This window comes from Streptomyces sp. NBC_00996 (genome assembly GCF_045162675.1).
Taxonomy (GTDB): Bacteria; Actinomycetota; Actinomycetes; order Streptomycetales; family Streptomycetaceae; genus Streptomyces.
Genome location: NZ_CP108723.1, coordinates 1254910 through 1267958, shown reverse-complemented (window position 1 = coordinate 1267958; position 13049 = coordinate 1254910). Strand labels below are relative to the sequence as shown.

The following is a 13049-nucleotide window of genomic DNA, read 5'->3' as shown; positions in this document are numbered from 1 at the left end:
ACGAGGCACAACGTGAAGGGCTCTCATGCGTGATGTGAACGAGGATGCGTCGGCGTACGCCGACGGACAGCGGGCGACCGGCGAGTCCATCGAGCGGGGCGGCGGTGGACTCAGCGTGGACGCCCTGCTGGCAAGGGTCAGGTTGGCGGCCTCGCCCGGGCTGACGGGCAGCGGGGCGGGCGCCGCCGCGTCGCGGTCGGCTGATGTTGTCGCGGGCGGTGCTTCGCCCGTGTCGGCCGGCGGCGCCACGGATGTTGCCGTGCCCGGGCCGACGGGCAGCGGGGCGGACTCCGCCATGCTCGGGCGGGCCCCGGCCGGTACGCACTCCGCCCTGTTCGGGTCGGCCGGTGACGTCGGGGACTCCGCCGTGGCGGAGCCGACGGGCGTCGTCACGGACAATGCCTCGCTCGGGGCGACCGGCATCGCCACGGATTCGGCCTTGCCTGTGTCGACCGCCATCACCACTGACCCCTCCCCCTCCCCCTCTCCCTCCCAACCGACCGGCAGCCGCGCGGACTTCACCCCGCCCCGGTCGACCGGCAGCGCGCCGGATTCGGTTGTCGGCTCCGCCGTGCCCCAGGACGTGGACGGCCTCGCCGCAGCCATCGCCGCCGCGGCGGGCCTCTTTCTGCCCGAGGGACACTTGTCGCCCGACACCGACTTCTTCGACGCCGGGGGCTCCTCCGTCGGCGCCGTGGAACTGGTCGCGGAGCTGGAACGCGCGCTGGGCATGGAGATCGGCCTGGACGACGTGTTCGCCGATGCCCGGCCACGCAGCCTCGCCCAGCGTTGGCTGTCGACCGGTGGACGCACGGCCACCTCGTCGGACCCGGGTACATCAACAACCCTCGCGCCCGCAGCGACCTGGGCCACGGCCGAGGCCGGAGCACCGGCGCCGTACGGCGTCTCGGAATCCCCGACGGTCAGGCCCACGTCGGTCCGCGCGGCCACCGACACCGGCACCTCGCCGGCCCCGGGCACCCTCCCCCTGTCCGCCCCGAGCACTCTCCCGATCCCGTCCCCCCGAACGCCATCCGCGGTGGGGACCACTCTCCAGCCCGGCAGCGGCGACACCCCGCACGGCACAGCCCGCCGCGAGGACCTCGACCAGATCCTGGCCGACCTCGCCCTCGCCGACCGACTGCCCTGGGCCGCCTCGCCCGAGCCGCTGCCGCCCCGCCGGATCCTGTTGACCGGCGCCACCGGCTTCCTCGGCAGCCACATGCTCCTCGATCTGCTGCGGCACAGCGACGCCCATGTCCACTGCCTGGTCCGCGCGGCCGACGAGGAGGCGGCCCTCGCCCGGCTCGGTGAGGCGCTGAAGAGCTACCAGCTGCCGTGGTCGTCGGAGATCCGGCGCCGGGTGACCGTGCTCCCCGGCGACATCAGGCGCCCGCGCCTGGGCCTGCCCGACGACCTGTGGAACACGCTCGCCCGCGAACTGGACAGCGTCGTCGGCGTGGCGGCGGCCGTGGACTTCCTGCGCGGCTACCAGTCGCTGCGGCAGAGCAACGTCATCGGCTCGCTGACCCTCGCCGAACTCGCCGCGACCGGCCGGCCGAAGCCGCTGCACCACATCTCCTCCATCGCGGTCTTCAACGAGGTCGGCATCGGTTCGATGGGAGAGGACGACCCGCTCGCCCACGTCGATCGCCTCATAGCCGGGTACGACCAGACGAAGTGGGCCGCCGAAGTCGCACTCCGCCGGGTCCGCGACCACGGTCTGATCGTCACGGCGATGCGCCCGGGTGGCATCGGCGGTCACACCAAGAGCGGCGCCTACAACCCGCAGGATCTCAGCAGCGGCCTCATCTCGGCCTTCGGCCGCTTCCGCACCGTGCCCGCCTTCCGCTACCTGAACTCGGCCCCGGTGGACTGGGTGAGCCGCGTCGCGGTCGGCGTCATCTGCGAACCCGACGCCTGGGGCTACGACTACAACCTGACCGGTGTGCCCAACACCCTCGACGACGTCGTACGCGACATGGCGTTCGGCGGCATGCACGTACGCGTACAGGACTGGGACGAGTGGCGCACCGACACCCTGGCCCGCCTCGAGGCCGAGCCGGTGCCCGAACTCGCCTTCCTGGCCCGGGTGTTGCAGAGCCCCACCGCCCTCAAGCTGTGCGAGGCGACACTCAAGGGCCCGGCGGCCGACGACGACCGCACGGCCGCGCTCGTCGAAGCCCTCGGGCTCCGGCCGGCGGCCCGCTATGACGCCCAGGCTCAGTTGAAGACGTTCGAGCGGCTCGCCCAGGACGGCCTGGCCCGGCTGCCGCACAAGGACGACCAGCCCTACCTGTGGTTCTCGGAGACGACCGAGGGAGGCGTCGGCCCGGTCGGCGCCCCCGCCGACACACCCTGCTCGATGGCGCTCACCCTCTCCATCGCAAGCATGTACCAGTTGGTGAAGGAGCGCCGGGTGGACGTCAGCGGCGAGCTGATGTGCGCGGCGGTGCACCCCGAACCCCTGGTCGTGGAGTGCGGCGACGTCTGGATCCGCCCCGAGGAGGGCATCCCGCAGCAGCACGGTCTGCGGCATCAACTCCTGTGCTACCGGCTGCGGTTGCGCGATGCCGACGGCGGGTTCTGGTGGCTGGAGGGCCGCAAGTACGCCCGGGCCCGCCGCGATGTGTGGCGGCAGACCCGCACGCTGACCGTCGAGATCGGCCGCGAGGGCGAACCGGCAACCCTGGCGGGCGAGGCCGTCGTGCCCGCCGACAGCTACGTACGCGACCAGATCGACGGCATCAAGGTCGACCCGCGCCTGACCGGCCAGGAGAAGCGGGCCGCCAAGCTCGCCTGGCTCGCCTGGTTCGGCCTGGAGATGGGCCGCGGCCTGCTCGGCCCGTTCACCCGGGCCGCCGCGGACCTCCTCGACCTGCGCCGCACCCCCACCCTCACGGAGCACAACCGATGATCTTCAGGACGACCACCACCTCCCGGACCAGGCCGGCGCTCCGCAGGGTCAGGACCACTACCGCCCTGCGCCCGCTCCACCACCGCCTCGACCCGGCGGCCGTCGAGGAGATCCCCTTCCGAGCGGGCGACGGCGTCCGGCTCGGCCTCACCCGGGTCGACAGCGGCGAGACGGACCGGCCCGCCGTGCTGCTCCTGCACGGGCACACCGCGTCCGCCGACATGTTCCTGCTGCCGGAGACACGCAACCTGGTCGACGTCCTGCTCGACGACGGCTACGAGCCGTGGCTGCTCGACTGGCGCGGCAGCTGCCGCCTCCCGTACAACGAAACCGGCCAGAAGTACACGTATGACGACGTCGCGCTGTACGACATTCCCGAGGCCGTCGCCCACATCCGCGGGCGTATCGGAGACCGGCCGCTGTTCGTCGTCGCCCACTGCATCGGATCCCTCGCCCTCTCGCTGAGCATGACGGCGGGGCTGGTGCCGGGCCTCGCGGGGGTGGTGTCCCAGGGCGTGTTCCTGACGCCGAAGCTCGCCGGCCGCACGTCGCTGCGGATGTCGGTGGCCGGGGAGCTGCTGAAGACCCGGATCGACCACATCCCGGTCGACTTCCGCAAGGTGGGCCTCTGGTCCAAGTACACGCCGCTGTTCGCGCTGGCCTCCCGGAAGGCGGGCTGCCCCGATCCGACCTGCCAGATCCTGCACAACTCGGCGTGGGGCACGGGCGCCTCCCTGTTCGTGCACGAGCACCTGTCCGGGACGACCCACAACCGCCTCGCGGAGCTGCTGGGCCCCGCGCCGCTGTGGATCCTGCCGCATCTGCGCCGGATCGAGCTGGCCCGCAGCGTGGTCCGCTGGCACGACACCGACCACCGTTACCGGGCACTGCCGCCCAACGCACTGGACGCGGCCGCCCGCATCGACGCTCCCGTCCTGCTGCTCGCGGGCAGCGAGAACGGCCTGTGGCTGGACTCCCAGAAGCTCTGCAGTGAGGTCCTCGCCCACCGGCAGCCCCAATTGGACGTCGCGTACACAGAGATTCCCGGGTACGGCCACCTCGACACGTTCCTCGGCCGGGGCGCGGCCCTCGACGTATTCGGGCACATCCTCGAATTCCTCGGCAAACGACGGTGACGGCAGCCCGGGCGGGCGGCTACCGTACCCGTCAGTAACTGGACCGCACCGCAGGAGGCGACCCATGCCGCAGCTCGAAGTCGACGGCGCAGCACTGACGTACGACGACGAGGGCCCCCGCGACGGCGACGGTGTGCCCTTGGTGTTCATCCACGGCTGGACGGCCAACCGGCACCGCTGGGACCACCAGCTGGCGCACTTCTCCCCGAAGCGCCGGGTGATACGCCTCGACCTGCGCGGACACGGCGAGAGCAGCGGGGCGGGGGTGCGCACGATCGAGGAGCTGGCGAGGGACGTCCTTGCCCTCCTCGACCACCTGAAGGTCGAGCGCTTCGTCCTGGTCGGCCACTCGATGGGCGGGATGATCTCGCAGACCATCGCCCTCTCCCACCCCGAGCGGGTGGAGCGCATGGCGCTGGTGAACTCGATCAGCCGCATGACCTACAGCCGGGGGCGGGGTCTGCTGATGGGGGTCTCCACGCTGGTGCCGTTCAAGCTGTTCGTCGCCACCAACATCCAGCGGGCCTTCGCCCCCGGCTACCCGCGCGAGGAGATCCGGGAGTACGTGCGCGCCTCCGCGGACACACCGCGGGAGGTGGTCATGACGCTCTACGGCGCCATGCGGGCCTTCGACGTCCTCGACCGAATCGGCGAGATCCGCACGCCCACCCTGCTGGTGCACGGCTACCACGACATCCAGCTGCCCGTCTCGCAGATGCTGCGCATGGCGAAGGCCTACCCGGACGCGGTGGTGCGGATCGTGGACGCCGGCCACGAACTGCCGGTGGAGAAGCCGGCGGAACTGACCTCGGCACTCGACCGGTTCGTGACCGCCCGGGCCTGAGGCGCCCGGCCGCTGTCGAAGCGCGACCCCGCTCGGTCACAACCGCACGACGATCAGCGCGGTGTCGTCGGTGGCGCCCCCCGGCGGAAGCAGCTAGTGGAGGACGGCGTCCGCGAGGGTCTCGGGGTCGGCATCCTTGTGGCGGACCAGGGACGTGGCGAGGCGGTCGAGTCCGGTGCCGATGTCCTCGCCGCGCCGTTCGATCAGGCCGTCGGTGTACAGCACGACGGTGGCGCCGTCGGTGAACGCGGTGGCGGCCTGCGGCCTCGGGATCGGATCGGGGCGGGCGTCGAGCGGCGGTTCGGTGGCCTGGTCGAGGAACTCCACTCGACCCTCGGCGTGGACCAGCGCGGGCGGGGGGTGGCCGGCGCTGCTGTAGGTGATCGTGTGATGGTCGAAGTCGATGAAGGTCGTGACCGCGGTGGCCGATTCGGCGCCGTCGACCACGTGGGCATAGCGTCCCAGGACGTCCAGGGCCTGAGCGGGGCCCTTTGCGACTCGGGAGGCGGCGGTGAGCGCGCTGCGCAGCTGGCCCATCACGCCGGCTGCCTCCAGACCGTGGCCGACCACGTCGCCCACGGCCACGCCGATGCGGTTGCCGCCCACCAGGTCGACCAGGTCGTACCAGTCCCCGCAGACGTTCAGTGAGCCGACCGCGGGTCGGTAGCGCACGGCAGCCCGGCGGTGTCCCAGCTGACCGGGCGCCGGCAGCATCGACTCCTGCAGGGCCAGCGCCACCTCGCGCTCGCGGGCATGGGACTGGCGCAGACGTTCGTTGAGCTCCTGCAGTTCACGGGCGCGTGTGTACAGCTCTGCCTCCAGCACACGGGACCGGCTTCCGCTGGGGGCGCCACGGGCCCGGACCAGTTCGGTGACCTCCTCGACCCGGTGCACCAACAGCACCACTCTCCCGCCGGGGCCGTGCACGGGTGCGTTGATGGGGCTCCAGAAACGTTGCTCCCACTGCCCGGGCTGCTCGGTGGATTCGACGTCGTACCGCTGCAGGGCCATGGCGTCGCGTTCGCCGGTGGCCGCCACCCGGCGCAGCGAGGCCGCCAAGTCGCGCATACCCGTCGCGGTGGGGTCGTTCGGGTTGTCCGGGAAGACGTCGAACAGATAGCGGCCGATCAGCTGCTCCCGTGTGCGCCCGGACAAGCGCAGGAATTCCTCGTTGGCGTCGGCGTAGATGAGCTGGGGCGTCAGCAGCGCCACCATGCCGGGCAGGGCCCGGAACACCGCCGCGTAGTCGATCCCCGCGTCCGCCATGGTGCCGCCACTTCGTAGCCGATTTCGCACATTTTCTCATGATTCCCACACGGTGAGAGGTGGTGTTCGCGGGGGGCGTCGCTAGCTCGCAGCCGTCCGCTGGGCGCGGTCGGGCAGCAGGTCGGCGGCGCCCCGAGCGGGCCGCAGGCCCACGGTCCTGGCGGGCGCTCGGGCAGGCGCAGGCCGACGATCTGGGCGGGCGCCCAGCCGCGTAAGTGCCGCTGTCGGCCCAGGGGGCAGGCCACTCCCGGCTGTGAACCGAGTTGACGCTCTTCAAGCCGTGATCGCGGTATCCGACAGGTCTGCTGTGAACCGGGTTGTCGGCCGTCACACGGCGACAACGCTCACCCCCGCCTCCTCGAACCGCCGCGTCGTCTCCGGCCCCACCCCCGCGTCCGTGACCAGCGTGTCCACCGACTCCGCCGCGCAGATCCGGGCGAAGGCGCGCTGTCCGAGCTTGCTGGAGTCGGCGGCGACGATCACGCGCTCGGCGCGCTCGCACAGGAGGCGGTTGATCGCGGCCTCGGCCTCGTCGTGGGCGGCCGCGCCATGCGTGGGGTCGAAGGCGACCACGCCGAGCACGGCGACGTCGAGGGTGATCTGGCCGAGCACTCCGTCCGCGAGCGGGCCGATGAGCTCGTACGACTGCGGGCGTGCGACGCCGCCCGTCACCACGATCTTGAACTGGGGGCGCACGGCGAGCTCATTGGCGATGTTCAGCGCGTTCGTGACGACGGTCAGCGCGGGCGAGCCGGATGCCAGATCGGGGCGTACGGCCAGGGCGCGGGCCACCTCGGTGGTCGTGGTGCCGCCCGTCAGGCCCACTGCCTCGCCCGGGGCGATGAGGTCGGCCACCGCCTTCGCGATGCGCTGTTTCTCGGAGGCGTGGCGGGCGGTCTTGTAACGAAGGGGCAGTTCGTACGAGACGCCGTGGACGACCGCGCCACCCCGGGTGCGCACGAGCATCTGCTGCTCGGCGAGCTGGTCGAAGTCACGCCGGATCGTCGCGGCCGACACCTCGAGCCGGGCCGCGGCCTCCTCGACATCCAACCGGCCCTGTTCCACCAGCAGTTCCAGCAGCGCCTTCCAGCGGGCGTCGCGCGACATCCGCACACTCCATTCCTCGATCTTCCGCGACCTTAGCGCACCCCACTCCCACCAGAATGCTTGATTGTGTTTGAAAGCTCGCTATATCTTGCATGAACAAGCATCAGTGGGAGGGGTACGGCATGACCCATGTCGAGAACGAGCTGCACAGTCAGCCCGAGTGCTGGAGCCGCGCCGCCGAGCAGGCCGTCGCGCACGGAGCCGCGCTGCCCGCGGCGGGGGAGCGGGTCGCGATCGTGGGGTGCGGCACCTCGTTCTTCATGGCGCAGTCCTCGGCCGCGCTGCGCGAGCAGGCCGGGCAGGGCGAGACGGACGCCTTCGCCGCCTCGGAGTTCCCGCGCGGCCGCTCGTACGACCGCGTCGTCGCCCTCACCCGCTCCGGCACCACCACCGAGGTACTCGAACTCCTCGGGCACCTTCGCGGACGAACGCGTACGACCGCCATCACCGCCGACCCCGAGACTCCCGTGATGCAGTGCGCGGACGACAGCGTCGTGCTCGACTTCGCCGACGAGCGGTCCGTGGTGCAGACCCGGTTCGCGACCACCGCACTCACGCTGCTCCGGGCGCACCTCGGTCTGCACACCGACGCCGTCGTGGCCGACGCGCGCACCGCGCTGGAGACTCCGCTGCCCGATGGGCTGGTCGACTGCACACAATTCACCTTCCTCGGCCGCGGCTGGACCGTCGGGCTCGCCCATGAGGCCGGGCTCAAGATGCGTGAGGCCTCGCTCGCCTGGACCGAGGCCTACCCGGCGATGGAGTACCGGCACGGCCCCATCAGCATCACCACCCGGGGCACCGCCACCTGGATGTTCGGCCAGGCGCCGGAAGGGCTGGCCGAACAGGTGCGGGGGACCGGCGGGTTGTGGGTGGCGGGCGCCCTCGACCCGCTCGCCGAACTCGTCCGCACCCAGCGACTGGCGGTCGCGGTCGCCGCGGCCCGCGGGCTCAACCCCGACCAGCCGCGCCACCTCACCCGCTCGGTGATTCTCCGCCCGGCGGCCCGCTGAACCGGCTCGACCACCCGCCGAGAAGGAGGAGTTGTGCCCCTCGCAGCAACCGGTGACCTGGTCGTCGCGGCCGCCGAGGCGCGGACCGCCGTCGTCGCCTTCAACATCATCACCCTCGAACACGTCGAGGCCGTCATCGCGGGAGCCGAGTCCGTCGACGCTCCCGTCGTGCTCCAAGTCAGCGAGAACGCGGTGAAGTTCCGCTACGGACGGCTGCTTCCGCTGGCTCGCGCCGCGACCGCTGCGGCCGCACGCGCCTCGGTGCCCGTCGCGTTGCACCTCGACCACGTCCAGAGCGACGACCTGCTCAGGCAGGCGCCCGGCGCCGGATTCAGCTCCGTGATGTACGACGCGGCACGACTGCCGTACGAGCAGAACCTCGCCGCCACCCGCGCCGCCGCCGACTGGGCACACGCCCAAGGTCTCTGGATCGAGGCCGAGTTGGGTGAGGTCGGTGGCAAGCACGGCGAGCCGCCACTCGACGCGCACGCCCCCGGCGCCCGCACCGACCCCGCCGAGGCCCGCGCCTTCGTGGCCGACTCCGGCGTGGACGGCCTGGCGGTCGCGATCGGCAGCTCGCACGCGATGACCACACGCACCGCCACCCTCGACCACGACCTCCTCAAGCGACTGACGGCGACGCTCGGCGTGCCGCTCGTGCTGCACGGCTCGTCCGGAGTTCCGGACGACGAGCTGGCGGCGGCCGTCAGGGGCGGCATCTCCAAGGTCAACGTCGGCACCGCGCTGAACATCGCGATGACCGGCGCCATCCGGGAGTTCCTCGCCGCCCACCCCGAGGCGGTGGACTCCCGGAAGTACCTCAGCGTGGGTCGGGAGGCGATGGCACGGGCGGTGGCACGGCTCATCGGGGTACTGCAGGGCTGACCTCACGCAGCGTCGAGTTCGACCCGCTTCTCGAAGAAGAACTCGTGCTTGAGGAACGAGACGTCGTACTCGCGCCCTGGATACGGCGGGATCAGCTGCGCCGCCTGGAACAGCCGCCAGCCGTCCTCCAGGGCGTGCACGCCGGACCTGTACGGAGGTTCGTCACTGTCCCCGGTCGTGGGGGACATACGACCGGTGCCGTCGTAGACCGACCAGCCCACCACGTCCGAGTCCAGGGCGGAGGTGGCGAGGTAGAGGACCAGGACCTGCTGACGGGTACTCATACGGCGTCCTTCCGGGGACGGTTGGAGACCCGGGTCACCCAGTGGTCCAGGTCGAAGGTGTCGTCCCCGGTGAGCGCGCGCCACATCAGGACGCGGTTGTAGATCTCCAGGCGGCCGGTGGCGGGCTCGTACCAGGGGAAGGTGGTGGCCAGTTCCTCGGCGACGCGGGGGTCCCCGAGGTCCGAGGTGTCCCACAGCCGCCGCTGCCGCACCGTCGGATTGAACCGGATCTTGAACATGTAGCGGACCGTGTCGCTGTCGTTGCGCCGACCGCCGTGCCACAGCCCATGGTGCAGAAACACCACCGTGCCGGCCGGGCAGACCAGTCGGCTCTGTCCGCGCAGGTTCTGGTAGCGCCCGGTGTCCGACTCGTTGGTCCGTCGCAGATGGCTGCCCGGCACGCTCAGGGTGCCGCCCATGTCGAGGGTGACGTCCTGCGGGTAGTACATCAACTGGACGTCGAAGGCGTCGGTGCGCACATCGATGATCGCGTCACCGTGCAGCGGCTGCGCCTGTCCCTCGCGGGGCTCGCGGATGTGCACGGCGTGATGGTCGACGGTCGGGCCGGGCCCGATGAGACTGCGCAACGCCCCTGCCAGAACCGGGAGTTCGAGGAGTCGGCGGGCGAAGGATCCCATCGGGTAGGCGTCCGGCACAGGGCTCCCGTACGGCACATCGGGCAGGCCCCGGCGCAGCACCTCCATCCCCTCGGTGTTCATCTCCGGCGGCACCACGGCGTCCAGCCGCAGCGAGCCGTAGGCCACGAAGTGCGCCATCCGCACCGAACTCAACAGTGGGTGCTCGAACGTGTTGGTCATGCGCCCCAACGTAGGGCGGCGCCCCAGGCCGACGCGTTGGTCCCACTCACCACTGCTGGTAGTTTTCCACCATGCGGGAGATCGAGCTGCATCTGGGCGAGCCACCCGCCGTCGTCAACATCGGCGTCGGCGTGCACGGTGTCGCGAGCCCCACGGACGTCTTCCGGCTGCCGGAGCTGTGGCAGCTGCACCTCTACCAGTACGATGCCGAGCTGACCGTCGACGGTACGTCGCACCTGATCCGCCCCGGCCGGGTGAGTCTCGTGCCGCCCGGCACCACGGTCCGCTACCGCTACCAGGGCCGTTCCGAGCACCTCTACGCCCACCTGCGCATCGCCCCCGTCGGCCCGCCCCGTACGGTCCCCGTCATGCAGTACGCGGGACCCGAACTCCGCACTCTCTCCGATCTGTTGCTCCACGCGATCGCGGCGGCTCCGGGCGCGCCCGAGCGTACCCGGGCGGAGATCTGGACCGCGCTGTGGCGCATCGCCGGTCTCACCTCACCCGCCGTCAAGAGTCCGGGCCCCCACCCTGCGGTCGGCACGGCGATCGCCCACATCGAGGCACACCTCGCCGCCCCGCTCGCCATCCCCGAGATCGCCCGCGCCGCAGCGGTCTCCCACAACCACCTCACCCGGCTCTTCCGCACCGAGACAGGTACCACGGTCGTGGCCTACATTCGCCGCCGCAGACTGGAGCGCGCCCACCATCTGCTGCGCGCCTCGACGCTCTCCATCCCGGCGGTGGCCGCCTCCGTCGGCATCCCCGACCTGCAGGCCTTCAACAAGGCGTGCCGCCGCGAGCTCGGAGCCTCACCACGCGTACTGCGCGGCGCTACTTCTTGACGGCCCTGAGGATCACGAACTTCGCGTCACCGGCGACGAGTTCACTGTTGCCGAAGAGGCGGCGCAGTTTCAGGTGGTAGCCCAGGTGACGATTGCCGATCACCCACAGCTCGCCGCCCGGCCGCAGCGCGCGCCGTGCCCCCGAGAACATCCGCCAGGCCGTCGTGTCCGTCGTGGCCTGGTGCGAGTGGAACGGCGGGTTGTTGAGGACGAGGTCGACGCTTGTGGCGGGGACGCCCGCCACCCCGTCACCGACGCGGAACTCCGCGCTCCCTTCGGCATTGGCCCGATAGGTCGCCTCGGCCGAGGCCACGGCCTGGTACGACTCGTCGACGAACAGCACCTCGGCCTCGGGGTTGGCCAGCGCGATCGCCGTACCGAGGACCCCGTTTCCGCAGCCCAGGTCCACCACCCGCTCGGCACCGCGGCTGCGCGGCAGGTGCTGGAGGAAGAATCGGGTGCCGATGTCGAGGCGGTCGGCGCAGAAGACGCCCGCGTGATTGACGACGGTGCGGCCGGAGACCGGACCGATGCCGTCGGGGAGCCGGTAGCTGAACGGCCACGGGTTGGTGTCCCGCGCGATGCCCGGGTACGGGGTGCAGAAGATGAGCCGGGCCTTCTTCTCGGCCAGCGAGGTGCGGGTCGGACCGAGGATCCGCTCGAAGAGCTGCAGCGTCGAGGTGTGGATCTCCTTGACCATTCCGGTGCCGACGACGACGGTCCCCTCGTGCACACCGGGCGCCACCCGGTGCAGCTGGTCCTCCAGCAGGGCGAGGCTCTTCGGCACCCGGACGAGCAGCACGTCGATGCGGTCCGGCGGGGTGTCCTGCGTGGTGAGGAGCCGTACCGCGGTCTCCTCGGCACCGGCCCGCGCGAGGTTCGCCCGAGTCGCCTCGCGCGCGAGGAAGGAGTCGGTGATCTGCGTCGGCCGGTGCGCCGACAGCGCCGTGGCGAGCGCGCCCCAGCGGTCGCCGACGATCACGACCGATCCGGTCAGGGGGGTCCCGCTCTCCGCGAGGTGCCGCAGCAGATAGGTATCGGCGGCGTCCCAGGCACGCAGCTGCTCGCGCGGGTCCTCGGGGAAGCGGGCGAGCGCGTACTCGCCCCAGGGTGTGCTCATCCGGTCGTTCATCGTGGGTCAAGGCTAAGCGACCCAAGGGAAGCCCGGGCACGCCCCACTCGCCGGTGCCGCTCGACCGGGCCGCAGCTCAGCCCCGGTCGGGCCGGTGCGCGAGGATGGAACCATGTCGACGGACGCGGAGCTGTTCCCCCGGAGCCGGACGGAGATCGCGCCCGACGCGGTGCACGTCCCGGACTGGCTGGACGCCGACCGCCGGCGGGAGCTCCTGGAGGCCTGCCGCACCTGGGCCCGCCCGCCGGCCGGCCTGCGCACGGTGCGCACCCCCGGCGGCGGCACGATGACCGCGCGGCAGGTCTGCCTGGGCTGGCACTGGTACCCGTACCGGTACGCACGCACGGTCGCCGACGGCGACGGCGCCCCCGTGAAACCCTTCCCGCGGTGGCTGGACGATCTCGGCCGACGCGCGGTCACGGACGCCCTCGGAGCCCGGGCGGCGACGGCGGCCTACGACATCGCACTGATCAACTTCTACGAGGCCGACGCCCGCATGGGCATGCACCGCGACAGCGACGAGAAGTCGGACGCGCCGGTGGTGTCGCTGAGCCTCGGCGACAGCTGCGTCTTCCGGTTCGGGAACACGGAGACCCGCGCGCGGCCGTACACGGATGTCGAGCTGCGCAGCGGAGACCTCTTCGTGTTCGGCGGGGCGTCGCGGCTCGCGTATCACGGGGTGCCGCGGGTGTTCCCGGGAACGGCACCGCCGGAGTTGGGGCTCACCGGCCGGCTCAACATCACTCTGCGGGTGAGCGGACTTTAGAGCCTGTGTGGTGAATCAGGCGCCCGGCCACCGGAC

12 protein-coding genes are annotated in these 13049 nt (G+C 71.6%); 7 read left to right on the top strand and 5 right to left on the bottom strand.

The annotated features are described in order from the left end of the window. Window positions 1-25 precede the first annotated feature (25 nt). From OG390_RS06330 to OG390_RS06320, 3 genes are all read left to right on the top strand, one after another. On the top strand, window positions 26-2917 hold the full coding sequence (locus OG390_RS06330; RefSeq protein WP_406165693.1) for a thioester reductase domain-containing protein: 2892 nt from the start codon (window positions 26-28) through the stop codon (window positions 2915-2917). Beyond that, the gene (locus tag OG390_RS06325) at window positions 2914-4053 is read left to right on the top strand and encodes an alpha/beta hydrolase (protein WP_406165691.1); all 1140 of its coding nucleotides are present in this window, start codon (window positions 2914-2916) and stop codon (window positions 4051-4053) included. Before OG390_RS06330 ends, OG390_RS06325 begins: the two co-directional genes overlap by 4 nt. Before the next feature lie 64 nt (window positions 4054-4117). Further along, window positions 4118-4897: an alpha/beta fold hydrolase gene (locus tag OG390_RS06320; protein WP_406165689.1), complete on the top strand. Its 780-nt coding sequence runs from the start codon at window positions 4118-4120 to the stop codon at window positions 4895-4897. Window positions 4898-4990: 93 nt separating this feature from the next. Here the strand turns inward: OG390_RS06320 and OG390_RS06315 are convergent, their stop codons facing one another. Together OG390_RS06315 and OG390_RS06310 are read right to left on the bottom strand one after the other, a co-directional pair. Further along, window positions 4991-6163 (bottom strand): PP2C family protein-serine/threonine phosphatase, encoded by a 1173-nt coding sequence (locus OG390_RS06315; protein ID WP_406165687.1) that lies wholly within the window; start codon window positions 6161-6163, stop codon window positions 4991-4993. A 327-nt stretch (window positions 6164-6490) separates the two neighbouring features. Continuing rightward, window positions 6491-7270 carry a DeoR/GlpR family DNA-binding transcription regulator gene (locus OG390_RS06310; RefSeq protein WP_406165685.1) on the bottom strand — a complete coding sequence of 260 codons (780 nt, stop codon included), beginning with the start codon at window positions 7268-7270 and terminating at the stop codon, window positions 6491-6493. Window positions 7271-7392: 122 nt separating this feature from the next. On the opposite strand from OG390_RS06310, the gene OG390_RS06305 reads away from it, so the two are divergent. Together OG390_RS06305 and OG390_RS06300 are read left to right on the top strand one after the other, a co-directional pair. Beyond that, window positions 7393-8283 carry an SIS domain-containing protein gene (locus tag OG390_RS06305; RefSeq protein WP_406177523.1) on the top strand — a complete coding sequence of 297 codons (891 nt, stop codon included), beginning with the start codon at window positions 7393-7395 and terminating at the stop codon, window positions 8281-8283. A 33-nt stretch (window positions 8284-8316) separates the two neighbouring features. Then, window positions 8317-9168, top strand: coding sequence for a ketose-bisphosphate aldolase (locus OG390_RS06300; protein ID WP_406165683.1), 852 nt, complete (start codon window positions 8317-8319; stop codon window positions 9166-9168). A 2-nt stretch (window positions 9169-9170) separates the two neighbouring features. Here OG390_RS06300 and OG390_RS06295 read toward each other — a convergent pair whose 3' ends face one another. Both OG390_RS06295 and OG390_RS06290 read right to left on the bottom strand, forming a co-directional pair. Next, entirely contained in the window at window positions 9171-9452 is a 282-nt protein-coding gene (locus OG390_RS06295; RefSeq protein ID WP_406165682.1) for a hypothetical protein, read from the bottom strand. Next, on the bottom strand, window positions 9449-10270 hold the full coding sequence (locus OG390_RS06290) for a phytanoyl-CoA dioxygenase family protein (RefSeq protein WP_406165680.1): 822 nt from the start codon (window positions 10268-10270) through the stop codon (window positions 9449-9451). The genes OG390_RS06295 and OG390_RS06290 overlap by 4 nt, the downstream gene beginning before the upstream one ends. 71 nt (window positions 10271-10341) lie before the next feature. Between OG390_RS06290 and OG390_RS06285 the strand changes: the two genes are divergently transcribed. Then, window positions 10342-11115: a helix-turn-helix domain-containing protein gene (locus tag OG390_RS06285; RefSeq protein ID WP_406165678.1), complete on the top strand. Its 774-nt coding sequence runs from the start codon at window positions 10342-10344 to the stop codon at window positions 11113-11115. Here OG390_RS06285 and OG390_RS06280 read toward each other — a convergent pair. Beyond that, complete coding sequence (locus OG390_RS06280; RefSeq protein WP_406165676.1) at window positions 11105-12247, bottom strand: methyltransferase; 1143 nt, start codon at window positions 12245-12247, stop codon at window positions 11105-11107. The genes OG390_RS06285 and OG390_RS06280 overlap by 11 nt on opposite strands. 112 nt (window positions 12248-12359) lie before the next feature. Between OG390_RS06280 and OG390_RS06275 the strand changes: the two genes are divergently transcribed. Beyond that, window positions 12360-13013 carry an alpha-ketoglutarate-dependent dioxygenase AlkB family protein gene (locus OG390_RS06275; RefSeq protein WP_406165675.1) on the top strand — a complete coding sequence of 218 codons (654 nt, stop codon included), beginning with the start codon at window positions 12360-12362 and terminating at the stop codon, window positions 13011-13013. The last annotated feature ends 36 nt before the right edge of the window (window positions 13014-13049 follow it).

Excerpts from the sequence above, each read along its gene's own strand:
- OG390_RS06330 (WP_406165693.1), top strand. The coding sequence starts at position 26 with ATGCGTGATGTGAACGAGGATGCGTCGGCGTACGCCGACGGACAGCGG.
- OG390_RS06325 (WP_406165691.1), top strand. The coding sequence starts at position 2,914 with ATGATCTTCAGGACGACCACCACCTCCCGGACCAGGCCGGCGCTCCGC.
- OG390_RS06320 (WP_406165689.1), top strand. The coding sequence starts at position 4,118 with ATGCCGCAGCTCGAAGTCGACGGCGCAGCACTGACGTACGACGACGAG.
- OG390_RS06315 (WP_406165687.1), bottom strand. The coding sequence starts at position 6,163 with ATGGCGGACGCGGGGATCGACTACGCGGCGGTGTTCCGGGCCCTGCCC.
- OG390_RS06310 (WP_406165685.1), bottom strand. The coding sequence starts at position 7,270 with ATGTCGCGCGACGCCCGCTGGAAGGCGCTGCTGGAACTGCTGGTGGAA.
- OG390_RS06305 (WP_406177523.1), top strand. The coding sequence starts at position 7,393 with ATGACCCATGTCGAGAACGAGCTGCACAGTCAGCCCGAGTGCTGGAGC.
- OG390_RS06295 (WP_406165682.1), bottom strand. The coding sequence starts at position 9,452 with ATGAGTACCCGTCAGCAGGTCCTGGTCCTCTACCTCGCCACCTCCGCC.
- OG390_RS06290 (WP_406165680.1), bottom strand. The coding sequence starts at position 10,270 with ATGACCAACACGTTCGAGCACCCACTGTTGAGTTCGGTGCGGATGGCG.
- OG390_RS06285 (WP_406165678.1), top strand. The coding sequence starts at position 10,342 with ATGCGGGAGATCGAGCTGCATCTGGGCGAGCCACCCGCCGTCGTCAAC.
- OG390_RS06280 (WP_406165676.1), bottom strand. The coding sequence starts at position 12,247 with ATGAACGACCGGATGAGCACACCCTGGGGCGAGTACGCGCTCGCCCGC.
- OG390_RS06275 (WP_406165675.1), top strand. The coding sequence starts at position 12,360 with ATGTCGACGGACGCGGAGCTGTTCCCCCGGAGCCGGACGGAGATCGCG.